The 16814-nt window shown below is 42.6% G+C and carries 20 protein-coding genes; 1 reads left to right on the plus strand and 19 read right to left on the minus strand.

Annotated elements, in window-relative coordinates; genetic code table 11:
• The first annotated feature begins 169 nt into the window (after window positions 1-169).
• Window positions 170-1051: a DUF1002 domain-containing protein gene (locus DCC82_RS12300; RefSeq protein ID WP_483299669.1), complete on the plus strand. Its 882-nt coding sequence runs from the start codon at window positions 170-172 to the stop codon at window positions 1049-1051.
• Window positions 1052-1096: 45 nt separating this feature from the next.
• Here the strand turns inward: DCC82_RS12300 and lysA are convergent, their stop codons facing one another.
• The 19 genes from lysA to spoIIM form a co-directional block, all read right to left on the minus strand.
• Window positions 1097-2416 (minus strand): diaminopimelate decarboxylase, encoded by a 1320-nt coding sequence (gene lysA / locus DCC82_RS12305; protein WP_062752808.1) that lies wholly within the window; start codon window positions 2414-2416, stop codon window positions 1097-1099.
• A 208-nt stretch (window positions 2417-2624) separates the two neighbouring features.
• Entirely contained in the window at window positions 2625-4097 is a 1473-nt protein-coding gene (locus tag DCC82_RS12310; RefSeq protein ID WP_171699235.1) for a spore germination protein, read from the minus strand.
• Window positions 4078-4656 (minus strand): stage V sporulation protein SpoVABEA, encoded by a 579-nt coding sequence (gene spoVAEA, locus DCC82_RS12315; RefSeq protein WP_015864372.1) that lies wholly within the window; start codon window positions 4654-4656, stop codon window positions 4078-4080. Before spoVAEA ends, DCC82_RS12310 begins: the two co-directional genes overlap by 20 nt.
• A 6-nt stretch (window positions 4657-4662) precedes the next feature.
• Window positions 4663-5013, minus strand: coding sequence for a SpoVA/SpoVAEb family sporulation membrane protein (locus tag DCC82_RS12320; RefSeq protein ID WP_062677622.1), 351 nt, complete (start codon window positions 5011-5013; stop codon window positions 4663-4665).
• Window positions 5013-6029, minus strand: a complete 1017-nt coding sequence (gene spoVAD, locus DCC82_RS12325) for a stage V sporulation protein AD (protein ID WP_015864374.1) — start codon at window positions 6027-6029, stop codon at window positions 5013-5015. The genes DCC82_RS12320 and spoVAD overlap by 1 nt, the downstream gene beginning before the upstream one ends.
• A 19-nt stretch (window positions 6030-6048) precedes the next feature.
• Window positions 6049-6486: a SpoVA/SpoVAEb family sporulation membrane protein gene (locus DCC82_RS12330; RefSeq protein ID WP_062752814.1), complete on the minus strand. Its 438-nt coding sequence runs from the start codon at window positions 6484-6486 to the stop codon at window positions 6049-6051.
• Window positions 6487-6501: 15 nt separating this feature from the next.
• Window positions 6502-6930 (minus strand): stage V sporulation protein AB, encoded by a 429-nt coding sequence (locus DCC82_RS12335; RefSeq protein WP_089097886.1) that lies wholly within the window; start codon window positions 6928-6930, stop codon window positions 6502-6504.
• Window positions 6920-7543, minus strand: a complete 624-nt coding sequence (locus tag DCC82_RS12340; RefSeq protein WP_015864377.1) for a stage V sporulation protein AA — start codon at window positions 7541-7543, stop codon at window positions 6920-6922. The genes DCC82_RS12335 and DCC82_RS12340 overlap by 11 nt, the downstream gene beginning before the upstream one ends.
• A gap of 147 nt (window positions 7544-7690) precedes the next feature.
• Window positions 7691-8443 (minus strand): RNA polymerase sporulation sigma factor SigF, encoded by a 753-nt coding sequence (sigF, locus tag DCC82_RS12345; protein ID WP_097354707.1) that lies wholly within the window; start codon window positions 8441-8443, stop codon window positions 7691-7693.
• Window positions 8444-8456: 13 nt separating this feature from the next.
• Window positions 8457-8897, minus strand: coding sequence for an anti-sigma F factor (gene spoIIAB / locus DCC82_RS12350; RefSeq protein ID WP_015864379.1), 441 nt, complete (start codon window positions 8895-8897; stop codon window positions 8457-8459).
• Window positions 8897-9238 (minus strand): anti-sigma F factor antagonist, encoded by a 342-nt coding sequence (spoIIAA, locus tag DCC82_RS12355; RefSeq protein WP_373467274.1) that lies wholly within the window; start codon window positions 9236-9238, stop codon window positions 8897-8899. Before spoIIAA ends, spoIIAB begins: the two co-directional genes overlap by 1 nt.
• 137 nt (window positions 9239-9375) lie before the next feature.
• Window positions 9376-10557 (minus strand): D-alanyl-D-alanine carboxypeptidase family protein, encoded by a 1182-nt coding sequence (locus DCC82_RS12360; protein WP_062752816.1) that lies wholly within the window; start codon window positions 10555-10557, stop codon window positions 9376-9378.
• A 121-nt stretch (window positions 10558-10678) separates the two neighbouring features.
• Complete coding sequence (locus tag DCC82_RS12365) at window positions 10679-11980, minus strand: pyrimidine-nucleoside phosphorylase (RefSeq protein ID WP_097354708.1); 1302 nt, start codon at window positions 11978-11980, stop codon at window positions 10679-10681.
• The gene (locus DCC82_RS12370; RefSeq protein ID WP_015864383.1) at window positions 11977-12819 is read right to left on the minus strand and encodes a purine-nucleoside phosphorylase; all 843 of its coding nucleotides are present in this window, start codon (window positions 12817-12819) and stop codon (window positions 11977-11979) included. Before DCC82_RS12370 ends, DCC82_RS12365 begins: the two co-directional genes overlap by 4 nt.
• Before the next feature lie 13 nt (window positions 12820-12832).
• Window positions 12833-14014: a phosphopentomutase gene (gene deoB, locus DCC82_RS12375; protein ID WP_015864384.1), complete on the minus strand. Its 1182-nt coding sequence runs from the start codon at window positions 14012-14014 to the stop codon at window positions 12833-12835.
• A 230-nt stretch (window positions 14015-14244) separates the two neighbouring features.
• Entirely contained in the window at window positions 14245-15141 is an 897-nt protein-coding gene (gene xerD, locus DCC82_RS12380; RefSeq protein ID WP_041269934.1) for a site-specific tyrosine recombinase XerD, read from the minus strand.
• 7 nt (window positions 15142-15148) lie between these two features.
• Window positions 15149-15361, minus strand: a complete 213-nt coding sequence (locus tag DCC82_RS12385) for a YqzK family protein (protein WP_015864386.1) — start codon at window positions 15359-15361, stop codon at window positions 15149-15151.
• Window positions 15362-15460: 99 nt separating this feature from the next.
• On the minus strand, window positions 15461-15925 hold the full coding sequence (fur, locus tag DCC82_RS12390; protein WP_015864387.1) for a ferric iron uptake transcriptional regulator: 465 nt from the start codon (window positions 15923-15925) through the stop codon (window positions 15461-15463).
• Between the two features lie 114 nt (window positions 15926-16039).
• Window positions 16040-16687 carry a stage II sporulation protein M gene (spoIIM, locus tag DCC82_RS12395; protein ID WP_062677616.1) on the minus strand — a complete coding sequence of 216 codons (648 nt, stop codon included), beginning with the start codon at window positions 16685-16687 and terminating at the stop codon, window positions 16040-16042.
• Between the last annotated feature and the right edge of the window lie 127 nt (window positions 16688-16814).

Consider the following 16814-nt stretch of genomic DNA (forward strand, 5'->3'; position numbering starts at 1 on the left):
TCAACCAGCCGAACGCGGCAGCCAATTAGGCTAGTTGCAAGCCCACGGCTTTAGCCGTTGGGTAGTTGACTATCATATCATTGTTGTCCACATAAAAAAAGTAATATAATGTATTACGGATATGTTGAAAAGGGGTATTATTACGAAGGAGGATGACATTGTGAAACGAATGTTGATAGGATCTCTGCTTGCATCGTTGCTATTTACATTTCCTGCCATGGCAGCAGCAGATGCGGCAGAAGGCGATGTGATTATTACATTAGGCGAAAATTTAACCGAACAGCAAAAGCAACAAATTTTAAATGAAATGAATGCTCCGGACAATGCACAAATCATTACGGTTTCTAACGCGGAAGAACATAAATATCTCGATGGTCTTATTCCAAAAGCGCAAATCGGAACGAGAGCAATCTCCTCATCGATGATTACGATCGGTGCGAAAGGCTCTGGGTTGGACGTAGAAACTCATAATATCACATGGGTAACAGAAGAAATGTACACAAACGCCCTGATTACAGCGGGAGTGAAAGATGCGAAAATTTATGTCACTGCTCCGTTTGCAGTGTCCGGTACGGCTGCGTTAACCGGATTAATGAAGGCATACGAAGTCTCTTCCGATCAAGTCATTCCTGAGGATGTAAAAAAAGTGGCTACGGAGGAAATGGTCAAAACCGCAAAACTTGGGGAATCTATCGGAACGGATAAAGCGGTTGCCCTTCTTGCGAAAATTAAAGAAGAAATCGCAAATAATCCGCCGCAAACGGATGCCGATTTGCGCGCGCTTATTGAAAAAATCGCAAAAGACCTCGGAATTACGTTAACGGAAGATGAAATAAACAGTTTAATTTCGTTATTCAATAAAATGAAAAACGCTAATATCGATTGGAATCAAGTCAATGATCAATTAAGCAAAGCGAAAGATAAATTATCCTCGTTCCTTCAATCAGAAGAAGGAAAAACATTTATTCAAAACATTATCGACATTTTAAAAGAAATTTGGAACGCCATTAAATCAGCGTTTACTTCTTCCGAGCCGCAAAACAATCAATAAGGAAAAAGCGCCCAAACGTTTTTTGGGCGCTTTTTATTTGCAAACCTACTTATTCACTTTTGTTTTAAGCGGTACATCAAGCCGCACTAAATCTTCATACGTTTCCCGTTTAACAACGAGTTGTGCTTCTCCATTTTCCACAAACACGACAGCTGGACGTGGAATGCGGTTATAGTTGTTCGCCATCGAATAGCCATACGCCCCAGTGCAAAAAACGGCTAAATAATCGCCAGGGGATGCTTTTGGCAGCGGCAAATCCCAAATAAGCATATCTCCTGATTCACAACACTTCCCGGCGATGGCGACAATTTCATTTTTTTCGTCCAACACTCGATTCGCTAACACCGCTTCATACTTCGCATCATATAGCGCCGGGCGGATATTGTCGCTCATCCCTCCGTCTACCGCAACGTAATGACGGACATTCGGCACTTCTTTGCGCGAACCGATCGAATAAATCGTCGTTCCCGCATCGCCGACAAGGGAGCGTCCCGGCTCAATCCAGATTTCTGGCATTGGAATATTTTTTTCGCTTGCTTGTTTCTTTACTTCCTCTACAATTTGGTCGACGTATTCCGAGACAGGAATCGGGTCGTCATCACTCGTATAGCGAATGCCAAATCCACCGCCAAGATTGACAACCGTTGGAATAAATCCGTACGTTTCCTTCCACTGACCAATTTTTTGGAAAATTTTTTGTGCCGCCAACACAAATCCTGTCGTTTCGAAAATTTGCGAACCGATATGGCAGTGAATTCCCATTACGGAAAAATGCGGGGAAGATAGCGCTTTTTGCAGCGCTTCATCTGCTTGGCCATTGTTCAAATCAAACCCAAATTTTGAATCTTCCTGACCGGTTAAAATATAATCGTGCGTATGCGCCTCCACACCAGGGGTGACTCTTAGTAAAATCGCCGTTTTTTTTCCGTACTGCTTGCTTAGTTGTTCCAACAATTCCAGTTCATAAAAGTTATCGACAACAATGCATCCGACTCCATGGTCAAGGGCCATCATTAATTCGTCGCGACTTTTATTATTTCCATGAAAATGGATGCGTTCTGGCGGAAATCCCGCTTGCAATGCTGTATACAGCTCTCCTCCTGACACTACATCCAACGATAATCCTTCTTCTTCTGCTAACTGAACCATCGCAATGGAAGAAAATGCCTTGCTTGCATAGGCAACTTGTGCTTTGACGCCATGTTTTTGAAACGCTTCTTTAAACCCCCGCGCACGCTCACGAATGAGTGCCACATCATAAATATACAATGGTGTTCCATATTCTTTCGCTAAATCAACGGTATCGACACCGCCAATTTCTAAATGCCCCTTGTCATTGACACGGCTTGTTCCATGAAAAAACATACGAACCCCTCATTCCCGCAAAATAAAAATTATCAAACCGCATTAATTTATGCATGCAGAAAGCAAAAAAAGACAGTTAGCATGAGGTATAACTGTCTTTTGAAGAAAAAAGATTACGTATAAAGTATCATAATTATAAAAAAGTTGCAACTTCTAAGCGTGTTGATGAGCCAATAATAATCGGTCCTTTGAGCGGCTTTTTGCAAATTTATGATGGTTGCCTGCGGCGGTTTTGCGGATGGACGATGCTCGGTCTTACTTTTGCTCCCGCTACAGAACGACGGACGATAATTTGCATAAATGCGGCCGGATCAAACGGAATAAACGGCCATAAGTACGGCGTGTTTAATGAACGAATTCGAATCAGCAGAAGCAAATAAACCGTTGTGCCGATCACAAGCCCTGGCACTTTAAACAATGCCACCGCAATGACAAGAAACAATCGTGATATTTTATTCGCAATGCTCAACTCATAGCTTGGTGTCGCAAACGAACCGATGGCGGAAACAGAAATATATAAAATTACCTCCGGGACAAACAATCCGACATTGATCGCAATTTCTCCGATTAACACCGCGGCGATTAAGCCCATTGCGGTAGAAAGCGGCGTTGGGGTATGAATCGCTGCCATGCGGAGAAACTCAATTCCAAAGTCGGCTATTAAAACTTGTATGATAACTGGGATATTCGTCTGTTTGTTTGGCCCGATAAATGCCCATTTATCCGGCAACAAAGATGGTTCCAGTACGAACAGCACCCAAAGCGGCAATAAAAATAGTGATGTCAAAATGCCTAAAAAGCGCACCCAGCGTACAAATGTCCCGACCGCTGGAGATTGCCGATATTCTTCGGCATGTTGCACATGATGAAAAAACGTAGTAGGAGTTATAATCACGCTTGGTGACGTATCTACCATAATTAATACATGTCCTTCAAGCAAATGAGTGGCAGCAACGTCTGGACGCTCGGTATAACGGACGAGCGGATACGGATTATATCCTTGCTTCACTAAAAATTCTTCTATTGTTTTATCTCCCATTGTCAGTCCATCGATATTAATTTGTTGAAGTTCTTTTTTTACAAGTTCAACAAGCCCTGGATCGGCGACATCTTTAATGTAAGCAATACAAATATCTGTTTTTGAACGTTCCCCTACTTGTAAAATCTCAAAACGAAGCCGCTCATCACGAATGCGGCGCCGCGTTAGCGCCGTATTGATGATAATATTTTCTACATAACCATCACGCGCCCCGCGCACCACTTTTTCCGTATCTGGCTCTTCCGGCTGCCGCCCCGGATAGCTTCGTACATCAACGATAAACCCCGTCGATTCTCCTTCAATTAAAATGATGATTAACCCTGATAACAACCGATCAACAGCCTCATCTAAATTATTGACAGTGCTTACTTGTTGATGAACGAGGCGGTTTTCGATAATTTGCTTTGCCTGTGCCGTCTGCCGTTCGTTGTCATTAATACGGACAATTTGTTTTAATAGCTCAATTAAAAATTGCGTATCACATAAGCCGGTGCAATAATAAATATGTACTTCCCTATTTAATACATGAATTTTCCTTACCCCTAAATCAAAACTAGTTCCAACTCCAATTTTCTCCTTAAAAAATTTTTCATTGTCGACGAGCTTTTCCGAAATGGGAACTTTATTGGTGTTGGCTGTCACGATACTCACTCCTTTCAAGGATTAACTCCACTGCTTGTCGTGTAATTGGTGATCCGTACTTAATATGATCGCGATATCCCATTTTTCCAATATCACCGATTCCAACAATAACAGGAATATTTAATTGGTCTAAACAATATACAGTATCTCCATTAATACGGCTTATTTCTAGCTCGCGAATTCCCTCTTTATCCACTCCATATTCCGTCATGTTTCCGTCACGATCGATGCTTATATGCACTTTGGTCCATTCATGTTTATGAGTATTGGAAGCAACGGCAATCGCTCCTAATACTTCAATTTGTTCATGCGTTGCCACATATTTCAGCGCTTGCTCGCCCACTCCCTCGCCAATGGCTCCGCAATCATCAAACATGACGAATACGGGATCATACGGTGTTTGTAAAATAAGTTCAACGAGTTCTTCACCGGTTAGTTTTGTCGGATTGCCATGGGAGCGAGAAATGCATCGTCCCCCGATTTGTTCAGCAATATATTGAATTGTCCGGCATGCAAACTCATCGCCGTCTGTTACTAATATGACTCGCCTTTTTTTCATAATCGATTACCCTTTCGGTCTACATATAAGAGCGGTAAAAAATGAAAGTACAATGGTAAATGACAAAATGGCGCCGGCAAATTGAAACATCCCTGCACCAATGGCCAGCCATCCGTTTGACTCTTTTTGTACCAATACCCCTTTAATGAGAAAATAACCGAAACCGGTAATAGGAAGAGAAGCGCCTGCCCCGGCAATCGCAATAAGTCGATCGTAAATTCCGCTGATTCCCAAAATGGCGCCAACCGCAACAAGCAAGCTTATCATTTTCATTTGCGAAATCTTTCCAATATCCATTAAAGATTGGGCAATGGCACAAATCGCTCCTCCAACAATGAATGCCATTACATAATCCATCATGATTCCCCCTTTGCCGCTTCAATCACAACACCATGCGCAATAGTTGGAATCGACTGTTTTTGCTGCATCATCGTTGGGCTAAATAGCGCTCCTGTTGCGACAACGAAAATTTTTTGAAACGCGCCGCGTTCCATTTCTTTCAATAAATGCCCGTATGTTACTACCGCGCAGCAAGCACATCCGCTGCCTCCGGCAAATACTTTTTGATCCGGACAGTAAATCATTAAACCACAGTCGTTATAATTGCTCGTTACATCATAGCCTGATTCAGCAAGCAGCTGTCTAACAATAACGCTTCCTACTCTTGATAAATCCCCTGTTACAATTAAGTCATAATCTTCGGGAGAAACGCCTAAATCAATAAAATGTTGTTCAATCGTGCTTGCGGCGGCCGGTGCCATCGCCGATCCCATATCTAAAGGATTCGTCATTCCCTCATCAATCACTTTTCCGATTGTAGCAGCAGTAATGCGCCATCTTCCCCTTTTCCGTCCCATGACCAATGCTCCCGCACCTGTCACAGTAAACGTTGCTGTTTCCGGTTTTTGTACTCCCAATTCGGTCGGATAACGAAATTGCCGTTCTGCCGTGGCATTATGACTACTTGTTGCCGCTAATACTGTTTCAGCAAACCCGCCGTCAATTAACGCGGCGCCGACAGCTACTGTCTGCATGGAAGTAGAACAAGCTCCAAACATACCTAAAAACGGAGTGGGAATCGTTTGGGCGACATAGTTGGCAGTGACGTTTTGATTCAGCAAATCTCCGGCAAGGAAAATGTCGATATCGTTGAATGAAATATTTCCTTTTTGCAGGCAAACGACAATCGCCTCTTGCATTAAACGCCGCTCTGCCAACTCCCACGTCTTTGCCCCACAATATAAGTCATCGTGCGTAATATCAAAGCTGGCTCGAAGCGGACCTTCCGCTTCCAACGGTCCTACTGCCGTTCCAGTTTCCTGAATGTAAATATCATGTTCGAACACCCACGTTTGCTTTCCAACGAGCTTCATGGGAAATCCCTCTTTCTTCTTAAAACATGATGTAATATAAAATTCCAAGTAGATAAGCAACGACAATGCCATAAACAATCGCCGCACCGCCTGATTTAAACATTTGGCTGGCAATTCCCGCCGTCCATCCTTCACTTCGATGCTCGAGCGCGGCACTTGCTAACGCATTCGCGAAGCCAGTCATCGGTATAGTAGCGCCTGCACCCGCAAATTGACTAAAATCGTCATACTTTCCCGCCCCCGTGAGGACAATCGCCAAAAACATCATTGTCATCACCGCCAGCTGCTGAGCAGAAAGCAACGGCATAGACAGAAAACGGCTGTACCAATTTGCGAACAGCTCGGTCATCGCACAAAGCGCGCCGCCGACAACAAACGCTTTTAAGCTGTTAAACACATATGGGGGTTTAGGCTGGAATGCTTTCACCGCTTGGCGATAATTTTTTTTTAAATTCATGTTTTTCTCTCCCCCTTATCGCAAATAATCAACAAAATAGATCCATTGAAATAACGAACCAGCTATTTTTCCAAATACGATCGCCATCAATAAAATGACAATTTTATCATCAACGCCAATGCGTTTCGCTAAAATCGGCCATACGTTAAGCACTTCCGTCAGCGCGGCGGCGAGCATTCCGATAAATACCCCATGCAGTAAGCCAATTGGAATCAGCCAATATTTTGATATATATAAAACAGAGTGGCGCATGCTCAGCCATCCTCCTGCCACCGCGCCAGTTACTGCGCTCCATTCATAAGCACGAATCCGCTTCATCGTTTTTGTTAATTGCGTTAAGCGGGGAATAACGCCAAGAACGACTAAAAACGCTACAAATCCTGTTCCAACAGCGAGCCCTCCCGCGAAGCCGACAAATATAACGGTTAAAATCTCAATCGTCATCAATTTTTCTCATACTCTCTTTGTTTTCATGTAAAATGACGTATTGATCTAACGATTGTTGATAATTAAACATCTCGACTTCAAGAGGGCTGGGCTCCTCATTAATTCGCTTGCGGAACACATGATTAAAAAACAAAATCATTCCGATCCCTAATCCGAGTGAATAAGGAATTTGCAGCAACAAAGGCTTATCGATTTTTTTTCCGGTCATCATCTCATAAAGACGTTGATGCACTTCTTGCATGCTGACATCTTCATGAAAATTCATAATGGCCATTGCGGATCCGACGAAAAGCAACAGCCATATAAGCAGAAAATAAGGAGTGGAAAAACGCCGCTTTTGATAAACGACTTCAATAATGGTTTGCGATGGTCCAACTGTTTGCACATCTAATGAACCAACCCTTTCCATCATTGCTTGCATTACTTTCATCACATCAATAATGACGATATTTTTATCACTCGGTTGAATTTTATATAGCGGAATTATTTTTAATTGCTCCGCTACATCGCGATCATTTGCGATGATTTGCGCAACATCGCCAATCGTAACAACATCTCCCGGCTTCACTTGAACACGATGCCGGAGTTTAATAAAGACGGTTTTTTCCATCTGCCTCACACCTTAACCTTGTAGTTTTTTCATATGTGTAAAAAGGCGAAGCATATTGCTTTTCTTTAGTATGTTGGAGCAAAAAAGGAATCATACGATGATACAATGTTTACCAGCAATTTCATAAAAATAAAAAAGAATGGATGTCTACCCATCCATTCTCTCCTTTATTTGCTGTAAAATCTTTTTTTCAAGCCGGGACACTTGCACTTGAGAGATGCCTAATCTAGATGCCACTTCTGATTGTGTTTGATCTTTATAATAGCGTAAATATACAATGAGCCGTTCTCGTTCGTCTAGTTCTTCGATCGCTTTTTTTAACGCGATTTTATCAAACCATGATACTTCATCCGAATCAGCGATTTGATCAAGAAGTGTGATCGGATCGCCATCGTTTTCGTACACTGTTTCGTGAATGGAAGCAGGTGAACGGATCGCCTCTTGGGCAAGCACTACATCCTCCGGAGAAATCTCCAAATAATCAGCAATTTCCGTAACTGTTGGTGCTCGTCCCTGTTTTTTCGAGAGCTCATCTTTCGCTTTCCGGATTTTATTGCCCATTTCTTTTAAAGAACGGCTCACTTTTACCGTTCCATCATCGCGAATAAACCGCTGGATTTCGCCGATAATCATCGGTACGGCATATGTGGAAAATTTAACATCATACGATAAATCAAACTTATCGACAGACTTTAACAAGCCGATACAGCCAATTTGAAATAAATCGTCCGGCTCGTAGCCGCGGTTTAAAAAGCGCTGGACGACCGACCAAATGAGGCGCATGTTTTTTTCAATAATTTCATCGCGCGCCTCTTGGTCGCCTTCTTGGCTGCGGCGAATAAGCTCCTTCATTTCTTGATCTTTTATTGGCGTCTGATCTTGCTTGACATCGACATCCATAGGCATGTCTCCCTTAGTTACATAAGGCTTTGCTCTTCGTTATATATTTCTTCAAATAAACGGTTGTGCCTTTGTTCACTTCCGACTGCACGACGACTTCATCCATAAAGTTTTCCATGATGGTAAATCCCATTCCAGATCGCTCTAATTCTGGCTTTGTTGTAAACAATGGCTGGCGCGCCTCTTCAATATTGGCAATGCCAACCCCTTCATCTTTAATGGTTAAATGTACGACTCCGTCTTCAATCACAACGGAAATGTATACGATTCCGTTTGGATCGTTATTATATCCGTGAATAATCGCGTTGGTCACCGCTTCAGAGACAACGGTTTTGATTTCCGTTAGTTCATCCATTGTCGGATCAAGCTGTGCCACAAACGCAGCGACCGTAACGCGGGCAAACGATTCATTTTGGCTAAGTGCGGAGAATTGGAGGTGCATTTCGTTTCGCATTATGCCACCCCCAATGTCTCTAATGCGAATTGTTCATTGTTTTCTAAACGAATAATTTTAAACAGCCCAGACATTTCAAACAGGCGTTTTACCGTTGGAGAAATGGAGCATACAATCATTTCTCCGCCAAGGTTTTTAATTTGTTTATAACGTCCTAAAATCACTCCAAGTCCGGAGCTATCCATAAACGTCAAATGTTCTAAATTAAACACAATATGGCGAATCGACTCTCTTTCCATCGTATCCGTTACTTTTTCCCGAAGTTCTTCGGCTGTATGATGGTCAAGCTCTCCTGAAAGTCGAATGATTAATACGTCTTGTTTTACTTCAAAGTCCATCATCAGACTCACAGCGTTTTCCCCCTTGTTCATTTCGGATAGGGAGAAGTTTCGCTACATTCCGATAAAAATCCTGCTTGATGACAAAACTAGTGTCGATTCGCTAAATGTAGAAAACCTACTACAAAAGCTGACAATGTTTATGCGGATTTCGTAAAATTTTGCAACGTCCGTTTAAATAAATCCCACCAGCTTGCTTCTGCTACATTTTCTTTCGCAACAATTGGACTCCGCAGCAGTTCTTTTCCATCTTGTTTTAAAATCAGTACACCAAGCTCGTCTCCTTTTTTAATTGGCGCTTTTACGTTTTCTTTTGTTTGGATCACTTTTTCTATTTGATCGATAGATTGTCCTTTTTTCGTTAATACAGAGATTGGCTCTGATGTAACAAGAGCAATCGCTTTTTTCTTTCCTTTACTTACATTGACACGAGCAATGATTTCGTTCCGTTTATAAACTGGATGTGTTTTGTATTGACTAAACGCATAATCAAGCATTTTCGTAATTTGCGCATTGCGATCCTTTGGCGTCGATGCTCCAAATACGACAGCAATGACGCGCATGCCATTCTTTTTCGCCGTCGCGGTTAAGCAGTATTTCGCTTCGCTTGTGAATCCTGTTTTTAATCCATCCACTCCTGGATAAAATTTCACAAGCCGGTTTGTATTGACAAGCCAAAACTTTTTATCCGTGTTTTCTCGCAAATAATCTTCATATATTCCGGTATACTTCGTAATATCTTCATATTTAAGCAATTCTCGCGCCATCATCGCCATGTCATACGCGCTGCTATAATGTCCTTCGGCAGGCAACCCTGTCGAATTTTGAAACGAAGTGTTTTTCAAACCAAGTTCTTTCGCTTTCTTGTTCATCATCTCGACAAAAGCTTCTTCAGATCCCGCGATTCGTTCGGCCATGGCGACTGACGCATCATTGCCTGAACCGATTGCAATTCCACGCAATAGTTCATCCACCGTCATTTCTTCCCCAGGCTCTAAAAAGATTTGCGATCCACCCATGGATGCGGCATATTCGCTTGCCCGCACTTTTTCCTTATAAGAAAGCTCTCCCTTATCAATCGCTTCCATAATGAGAAGCATTGTCATAATTTTTGTCATACTAGCCGGCGGCAGTTTTTTATGGGCGTTTTTTTCATACAAGACAGTTCCGGTATCCCGTTCAATCAAAATAGCCGATTTTGCATCATTGGCAAGCTGAATCCCTCGTGTGTTTGTCTTGTTTTCTTCCGCATGGATGTTAGCGGAAATTGGCAATATGAAAATAGACGCAAAAAGAAGTAAGCGAATAAATAGCTTTTTCATCTCCCAAACCTCCATTCTTTATACATGCCATTTTTTCCAAATAAGATATTTTTATACAATAGAAGCAATGAATTTCAGCAGATTTTGTCCAAAAAAAATGGAGGCTGATCACAGCCTCCTTTTATGAAATCGTTTCGTATATGAGCGTTGGTTTGGCAACAGGAATTTGGGAGATTCGGATGCTTTTAGCAAGTTTTTGTTTCACTTCTTCGATATTTTCCGTATTGCTGTAAATCGTAACAAGCGATTCCCCTTTTTTCACTGGATCGCCGACTTTTTTACGCAAGGCAAGTCCCACAGAAAGGTCGATCGCCGATTCTTTCGTCGCCCTTCCCGCTCCAAGCAGCATCGCGGCTGTTCCAACTTCGTCAGCAATAATCTCCGCGACATATCCATCTTCCGGAGCTTCTAACTCCCATTGATATTTTGCTTGCGGCAGTTTGGATGGGTCATCGACAACCGATGCATCGCCGCCTTGCGCTTTTAGAAACACTTTGAACGTTTCTAGCGCTTTTCCTTCTTGAATCGATGTTTCTAATAACGCACGCGCTTCCTCTAATGAAGATGCTTTTTCCGCTAAATATACCATATAGCTTCCAAGCGTCAAACATAGCTCTTGTAAATCTTCCGGCCCTTTTCCTTTGAGTGTATCAATCGCTTCTTTTACTTCGAGCGCGTTGCCAACTGCGTATCCGAGCGGCTGGCTCATATCGGAAATAACCGCCATCGTTTTCCGGCCGACGCGCTTGCCGATTTCAACCATCGCTTTTGCGAGTTGTTTTGCCCCTTCTAAATCTTTCATAAATGCACCAGCGCCTGTTTTGACATCTAAAACAATCGCATCCGCACCAGCGGCGATTTTTTTGCTCATAATCGACGAAGCGATGAGCGGAATGCTGTTTACCGTTGCTGTGACGTCGCGGAGCGCATACAGCTTTTTATCAGCCGGTGTTAAATTGCCTGTCTGGCCGATAATCGCGATTTTATTTTTATTAACAAGCTCGATAAATTGGTTGTTGTCAATTTCCACATGAAATCCTGGAACCGATTCTAATTTATCAATCGTCCCGCCTGTATGTCCGAGGCCGCGGCCCGACATTTTCGCGACCGGCACACCGACAGACGCAACGAGCGGGCCTAACACTAGCGTTGTCGTATCGCCGACGCCGCCGGTTGAGTGTTTATCGACTTTAATTCCTTCGATTTTCGATAAATCGATGACATCTCCCGAATGAACCATCGCCATCGTCAGCGCCGCCGTTTCTTCTTCGGTCATGCCGCGGAAAAACACCGCCATCGCAAATGCGCTCATTTGATAATCCGGAATATCCCCGTTTGTATAGCCGCGAATGATAAATTCAATTTCCTCTTTTGTAAGAGCGTAACCATCCCTTTTTTTCGCGATTAAATCCACCATTCTCATACAATATCACCTTTTTCGTTTTTTGCCATTTCGGCGACAATCGCTTTGACTAACCGCAAAAAGTTTGCTTTTACTTTTTCCGTCGTTTCTATGACCTCATCGTGCGTAAGCGGCTGATCTAAAATCCCTGCCGCCATATTGGAGATGCAAGAAATGCCCAATACTTCCATTTGCGCATGGCGCGCAACAATCACTTCCGGTACGGTCGACATGCCGACCGCGTCACCGCCAATCGCGCGAATCATGCGGATTTCTGCTGGCGTTTCGTAAGAAGGACCGGTATTCGCTACATAAACTCCCTCTTGAATCGGAATGTGGAGATTCGCCGCTACCTCTTTTGCAATGCTGCGCAGCCGCTTGCTATAAGCTTCCGTCATATCCGGAAAGCGCACACCAAGCTCTGGGTGATTCGGGCCGATTAATGGGTTAGTGCCCATGTTATTGATATGGTCCGTAATAATCATTAAATCCCCCGGCTGAAACCGTTCATTCACCCCTCCTGCCGCGTTCGTTACGATTAGCTCTTTGACGCCGAGCGCTTTCATCACGCGGATGGGGAATGTCACTTGATCCATGCTGTACCCTTCATAGTAGTGGAAACGTCCTTGCATGGCGACAACGGTCGCACCTTCAAGCTGGCCGTAAACAAGCCGGCCGGCATGCCCTTCCACTGTAGAAACAGGAAACTCTGGAATTTGTTCATACGGAATTTTTACCGCTTGTTCGATTTCATCCGCGAGCACGCCAAGACCCGATCCAAGAATTAAACCAATTCGGGGCGGTGTCGGGAATTTATCTTGCAAATAACGAGCTGCTTTTTCAATCGCCTGTTTATTCATGATTTCCATCCTCCTATTTCAAATCAGCTAAAAAGCTTGTTCCGTGCGGCGGCATGTTCACTTGAAAGTTTTCTGCAATGGTTGCGCCAACATCGGCAAATGTTTTACGAAGCGGCAGCTCTTTTCCGCCGTTCATGCTTGGACTATAGACAAGAAGCGGTACGTATTCACGAGTATGGTCTGTACCGTGGTGGACTGGATCATTTCCATGGTCAGCCGTAATGATCAGCAGATCGTCATCCTTCAAAAGAGGAAACACGTCGGAAAGACGGGCGTCAAACTCCTCAAGCGCATCCCCGTATCCTTTTGGATCGCGGCGATGGCCGTACAGTGCATCAAAATCAACGAGATTGACGAAACTGAGTCCGGTGAAATCCATTTTCAGCGTGTCTACCAATTTATCCATTCCGTCCATATTGGATTTTGTCCGTAACGATTGCGTAACTCCTTCATTATCATAAATATCGGAAATTTTTCCGATTGCGATCACTTCATATCCCGCGTCTTTTAATTCGTTCATTACTGTACGGCCGAACGGTTTTAACGCATAATCATGCCGGTTCGCTGTGCGCTGGAAATTGCCAGGCGTGCCGATGAACGGACGAGCGATCACGCGGCCGACCATATATTTTTCATCAAGCGTTAATTCACGAGCAATTTTGCAAATGTGATACAGTTCTTCAAGCGGAACCACTTCTTCGTGTGCAGCAATTTGCAATACGGAATCCGCCGAAGTATAAACGATGAGTGCCCCTGTTTCCATATGCTCTTTGCCAAGCTCTTCAATAATCGCCGTACCGCTTGCCGGTTTGTTTCCGATAACTTTTCGGCCCGTTCGTTTTTCCAATTCGTCAATCAATTCTTTTGGGAAACCATTTGGGAACACTTGGAACGGTTTGTCAATATGAAGTCCCATAATTTCCCAGTGACCCGTCATCGTATCTTTTCCGGCGGATGCCTCTTGCATTTTTGTGTAATAGGCTAGCGGTTTTTCTGCTTTCGGAATGCCTTTAATTTCGCGAATGTTGCTTAAGCCGAGCTTCGCCATGTTTGGCATATGCAATCCGCCACGATACTCAGCAATATGTCCAAGTGTATCCGCACCTTTATCATTATACTTTTCGGCATCTGGCGCTTCTCCAATGCCGACAGAGTCCATGACAATTAAAAATACCCGTTTGTATGTATAACCCATTATTATGCCTCCTGTCTTCATCAAATGATCTATCTTTTTTATCATTCCCAAAACACTTATTCACACATCAACATTATATTGGTCAGAAGTCTGACAACCATATTATAAAACGTTTTCATAATTATGCGCAATAAAAAACAGAAAAGAGCACAATGAAAAACAGAGATGCGGAGTGCCAAAACAAAACACCCGCTCGCCACAAGCGGGTGTTTCTTGCAAGCAACAGAAAGCTATGCACGTGGATGGTATTGCTTATACACATCTTTTAAACGCGTTTTCGTAACGTGCGTATAAATTTGCGTTGTTGAAATATCGGCATGGCCTAATAATTCCTGCACGGCGCGCAAATCGGCGCCATTTTCAAGGAGATGGGTGGCGAATGAATGCCTTAGTGTATGCGGTGTCAGCTCTTTTTCGATGTTTGCTTCTTTCGCGAGTTTCTTCAAAATCTTCCAAAAACCTTGCCGTGTCAAACGTTCGCCATGATGGTTTAAAAATAATGCATCGGTTGTCCTTTTTTTCGAGTTGATTAGCTTCGGACGCGCGGTTTCAAGATATACTTTTAATGCGTTTAACGCCATGCTGCCGACCGGCACGATGCGCTCCTTCTTCCCTTTCCCGTAACAGCGGACAAACCCCATTGTCAAATGCACATCGGAAAGATTTAAGTTCACAAGCTCGCTGACACGCATTCCGGTCGCGTACAATAATTCTAGCATCGCTTTATCGCGAACGCCGATTGGTGTATTCGTTTTCGGCGCTTCTAAGAGCGCCTCGACTTCTTCGAGCGACAGCACTTTTGGCAACGTCCGCTCCATTTGCGGCGATTCGATATGCACCGATGGGTCTTGTTCCGCTACTTTTTCACGAAGAAGAAATTGATGAAACGAACGGATCGATGCAATATGGCGCGCAATCGTCTTTGGAGAGTTTCCTTTTTCCTTTAAAAACTTTAAAAATTGCATAATATGAAGGCGCGTCACGTCATTCCACGATTGAATTTGCTCGACGTGGCGCAAATAATGCGCATACTTTTTTAAATCTCTTTCATAAGAAATAATCGTATTTTTTGCCAAATTTCGCTCTACTGTCAAATAATGCAGAAAATCTTTCAATTCATATTCCAACATTTCTCTACTCCCCATTGCGATAGAAAAATAATAGTCGATCCATCCATTCCAATGTCGAGTTTTCGACGGCTGAAACTTTCACCGCTGATCCTTGTGGTTCATCATAACGGTGGTAATTATCGTATTCTCGATTGAACCATATAAGACTATAATAAAATAAAATTGTACAACCCGTAAATAAAAGAAATACTTTTATCATCTGCCATATCGTTTTCATGGCCGTTCCTCCTCATTTCCAATCATGCTTACTATGAGGATATGCCATGTTTTTTTTCTTTTATACCATAAAAAAACCTTTCCCATCGGAAAAGGTTTTTTACTTTTTATTTTGTTCTTCCTCATGTTTTTGTTGGCAACGATAACAAATGCCATGAAACGTTAGGCGATGGTCTTTAATTTTAAACTTCCAGTCTCGTTCCACAATTTCTTCTACTTCCTCTAATAAATCTTCTTGAATTTCCGCTACTGACCCACATTCAATACAAACTAAATGATGATGAAAGTGAGCTGCTCCTTCTTTGCGCAGATCGTAGCGAGATACACCATCCCCAAAATTGATTTTATCGACAATTTTTAGTTCGGTTAACAGCTCGAGTGTACGATATACAGTAGCTAATCCGATTTCTGGAGATTTTTCTTTAACGAGGAGGTAGACGTCTTCTGCGCTTAAATGATCTTCCTCATGTTCTAACAAGACACGTACTGTTGCTTCCCGCTGCGGTGTTAATTTATAACCGGCGGTATGCAATTGCTTTTTAATTCGGTCGACTCGATCTTCCATCTTTTATTCCCTCCCACGTCATTCAACTACCATTATAACAAAAGAAAGAGGGAAGTATCAAAATAAAATTATTATTATAAAAGAACAAAAATGGTTATTATATAATAGAAATAATTATTTATGTCCGACCATCTCGATTACTTGTTTCATAAATAACGGTGATACGTATGCCTCTAGGGATGAGGAAACGAGCAGACTCACACTAATCAACATCATCGCCATCGTATAGCGCATAATCATCGGAAAAATTGGTTCATGTCCCCGTTTCATAAATTGATTGCGCACCATTTGCAATGAAAAGGAAACAGAAATCACTCCCATGATTACAAAAGCTGGAATGATAATTAAATTTTGCGGCATTACAGACACAAAAGATAATAAAAACCCTTGCCATCCCATTTGGTTCACCAAAAATCCGACAGTAAATCCGACAACAATTCCTTTTAAAAATAGCAAAATTAAAATAATAGGCAATCCTATAATTGAAATGCCTAGCACCCACATTAAAGCGACATATTTTAAATTATGAAAATAACTTTGTTGAAACATATCGTGGGCGCTTGCAATATTTCCTTTTGATACTTGTCCAAAAAATTGCGTTAAATAGTAGTATAAATCTTGTTTCTGGCTAAAGTTTAAACTGTTGACAACAATCGCTCCAAAAATCACTCCCATTAAAAATAGCACAATCACAAATAAATACACAGGAGCATGCTCGCGCATATGTACAGCGATCATTGATTTTACCGGATGTCTTCTCATCTTTTTCTTCCCCCTATCACGAGAACATCCGCCTTCCTCCCACTGCTTTAGCTGCGGGAGGAAGGCGGGGTTTATATTTTTAGTATATATTGAATTTTTCGTTCAATATAAGTACACTGGATTTAGA

This window comes from Geobacillus sp. LYN3, from assembly GCF_003064505.1.
GTDB lineage: Bacteria > Bacillota > Bacilli > Bacillales > Anoxybacillaceae > Parageobacillus_B > Parageobacillus_B toebii.

Bases quoted from the DNA above. Each gene is read 5' to 3' on its own strand.
- DCC82_RS12300 (WP_483299669.1), top strand. From the start codon at position 170: ATGTTGATAGGATCTCTGCTTGCATCGTTGCTATTTACATTTCCTGCC.
- lysA (WP_062752808.1), bottom strand. From the start codon at position 2,416: ATGTTTTTTCATGGAACAAGCCGTGTCAATGACAAGGGGCATTTAGAA.
- spoVAEA (WP_015864372.1), bottom strand. From the start codon at position 4,656: ATGAAAAAAAGGCGAGTCATATTAGTAACAGACGGCGATGAGTTTGCA.
- DCC82_RS12320 (WP_062677622.1), bottom strand. From the start codon at position 5,013: ATGGATTATGTAATGGCATTCATTGTTGGAGGAGCGATTTGTGCCATT.
- spoVAD (WP_015864374.1), bottom strand. From the start codon at position 6,029: ATGAAGCTCGTTGGAAAGCAAACGTGGGTGTTCGAACATGATATTTAC.
- DCC82_RS12330 (WP_062752814.1), bottom strand. From the start codon at position 6,486: ATGAATTTAAAAAAAAATTATCGCCAAGCGGTGAAAGCATTCCAGCCT.
- DCC82_RS12335 (WP_089097886.1), bottom strand. From the start codon at position 6,930: ATGACGATTGAGATTTTAACCGTTATATTTGTCGGCTTCGCGGGAGGG.
- DCC82_RS12340 (WP_015864377.1), bottom strand. From the start codon at position 7,543: ATGGAAAAAACCGTCTTTATTAAACTCCGGCATCGTGTTCAAGTGAAG.
- sigF (WP_097354707.1), bottom strand. From the start codon at position 8,443: ATGGATGTCGATGTCAAGCAAGATCAGACGCCAATAAAAGATCAAGAA.
- spoIIAB (WP_015864379.1), bottom strand. From the start codon at position 8,897: ATGCGAAACGAAATGCACCTCCAATTCTCCGCACTTAGCCAAAATGAA.
- spoIIAA (WP_373467274.1), bottom strand. From the start codon at position 9,238: ATGATGGACTTTGAAGTAAAACAAGACGTATTAATCATTCGACTTTCA.
- DCC82_RS12360 (WP_062752816.1), bottom strand. From the start codon at position 10,557: ATGAAAAAGCTATTTATTCGCTTACTTCTTTTTGCGTCTATTTTCATA.
- DCC82_RS12365 (WP_097354708.1), bottom strand. From the start codon at position 11,980: ATGAGAATGGTGGATTTAATCGCGAAAAAAAGGGATGGTTACGCTCTT.
- DCC82_RS12370 (WP_015864383.1), bottom strand. From the start codon at position 12,819: ATGAATAAACAGGCGATTGAAAAAGCAGCTCGTTATTTGCAAGATAAA.
- deoB (WP_015864384.1), bottom strand. From the start codon at position 14,014: ATGGGTTATACATACAAACGGGTATTTTTAATTGTCATGGACTCTGTC.
- DCC82_RS12385 (WP_015864386.1), bottom strand. From the start codon at position 15,361: ATGAAAACGATATGGCAGATGATAAAAGTATTTCTTTTATTTACGGGT.
- fur (WP_015864387.1), bottom strand. From the start codon at position 15,925: ATGGAAGATCGAGTCGACCGAATTAAAAAGCAATTGCATACCGCCGGT.
- spoIIM (WP_062677616.1), bottom strand. From the start codon at position 16,687: ATGAGAAGACATCCGGTAAAATCAATGATCGCTGTACATATGCGCGAG.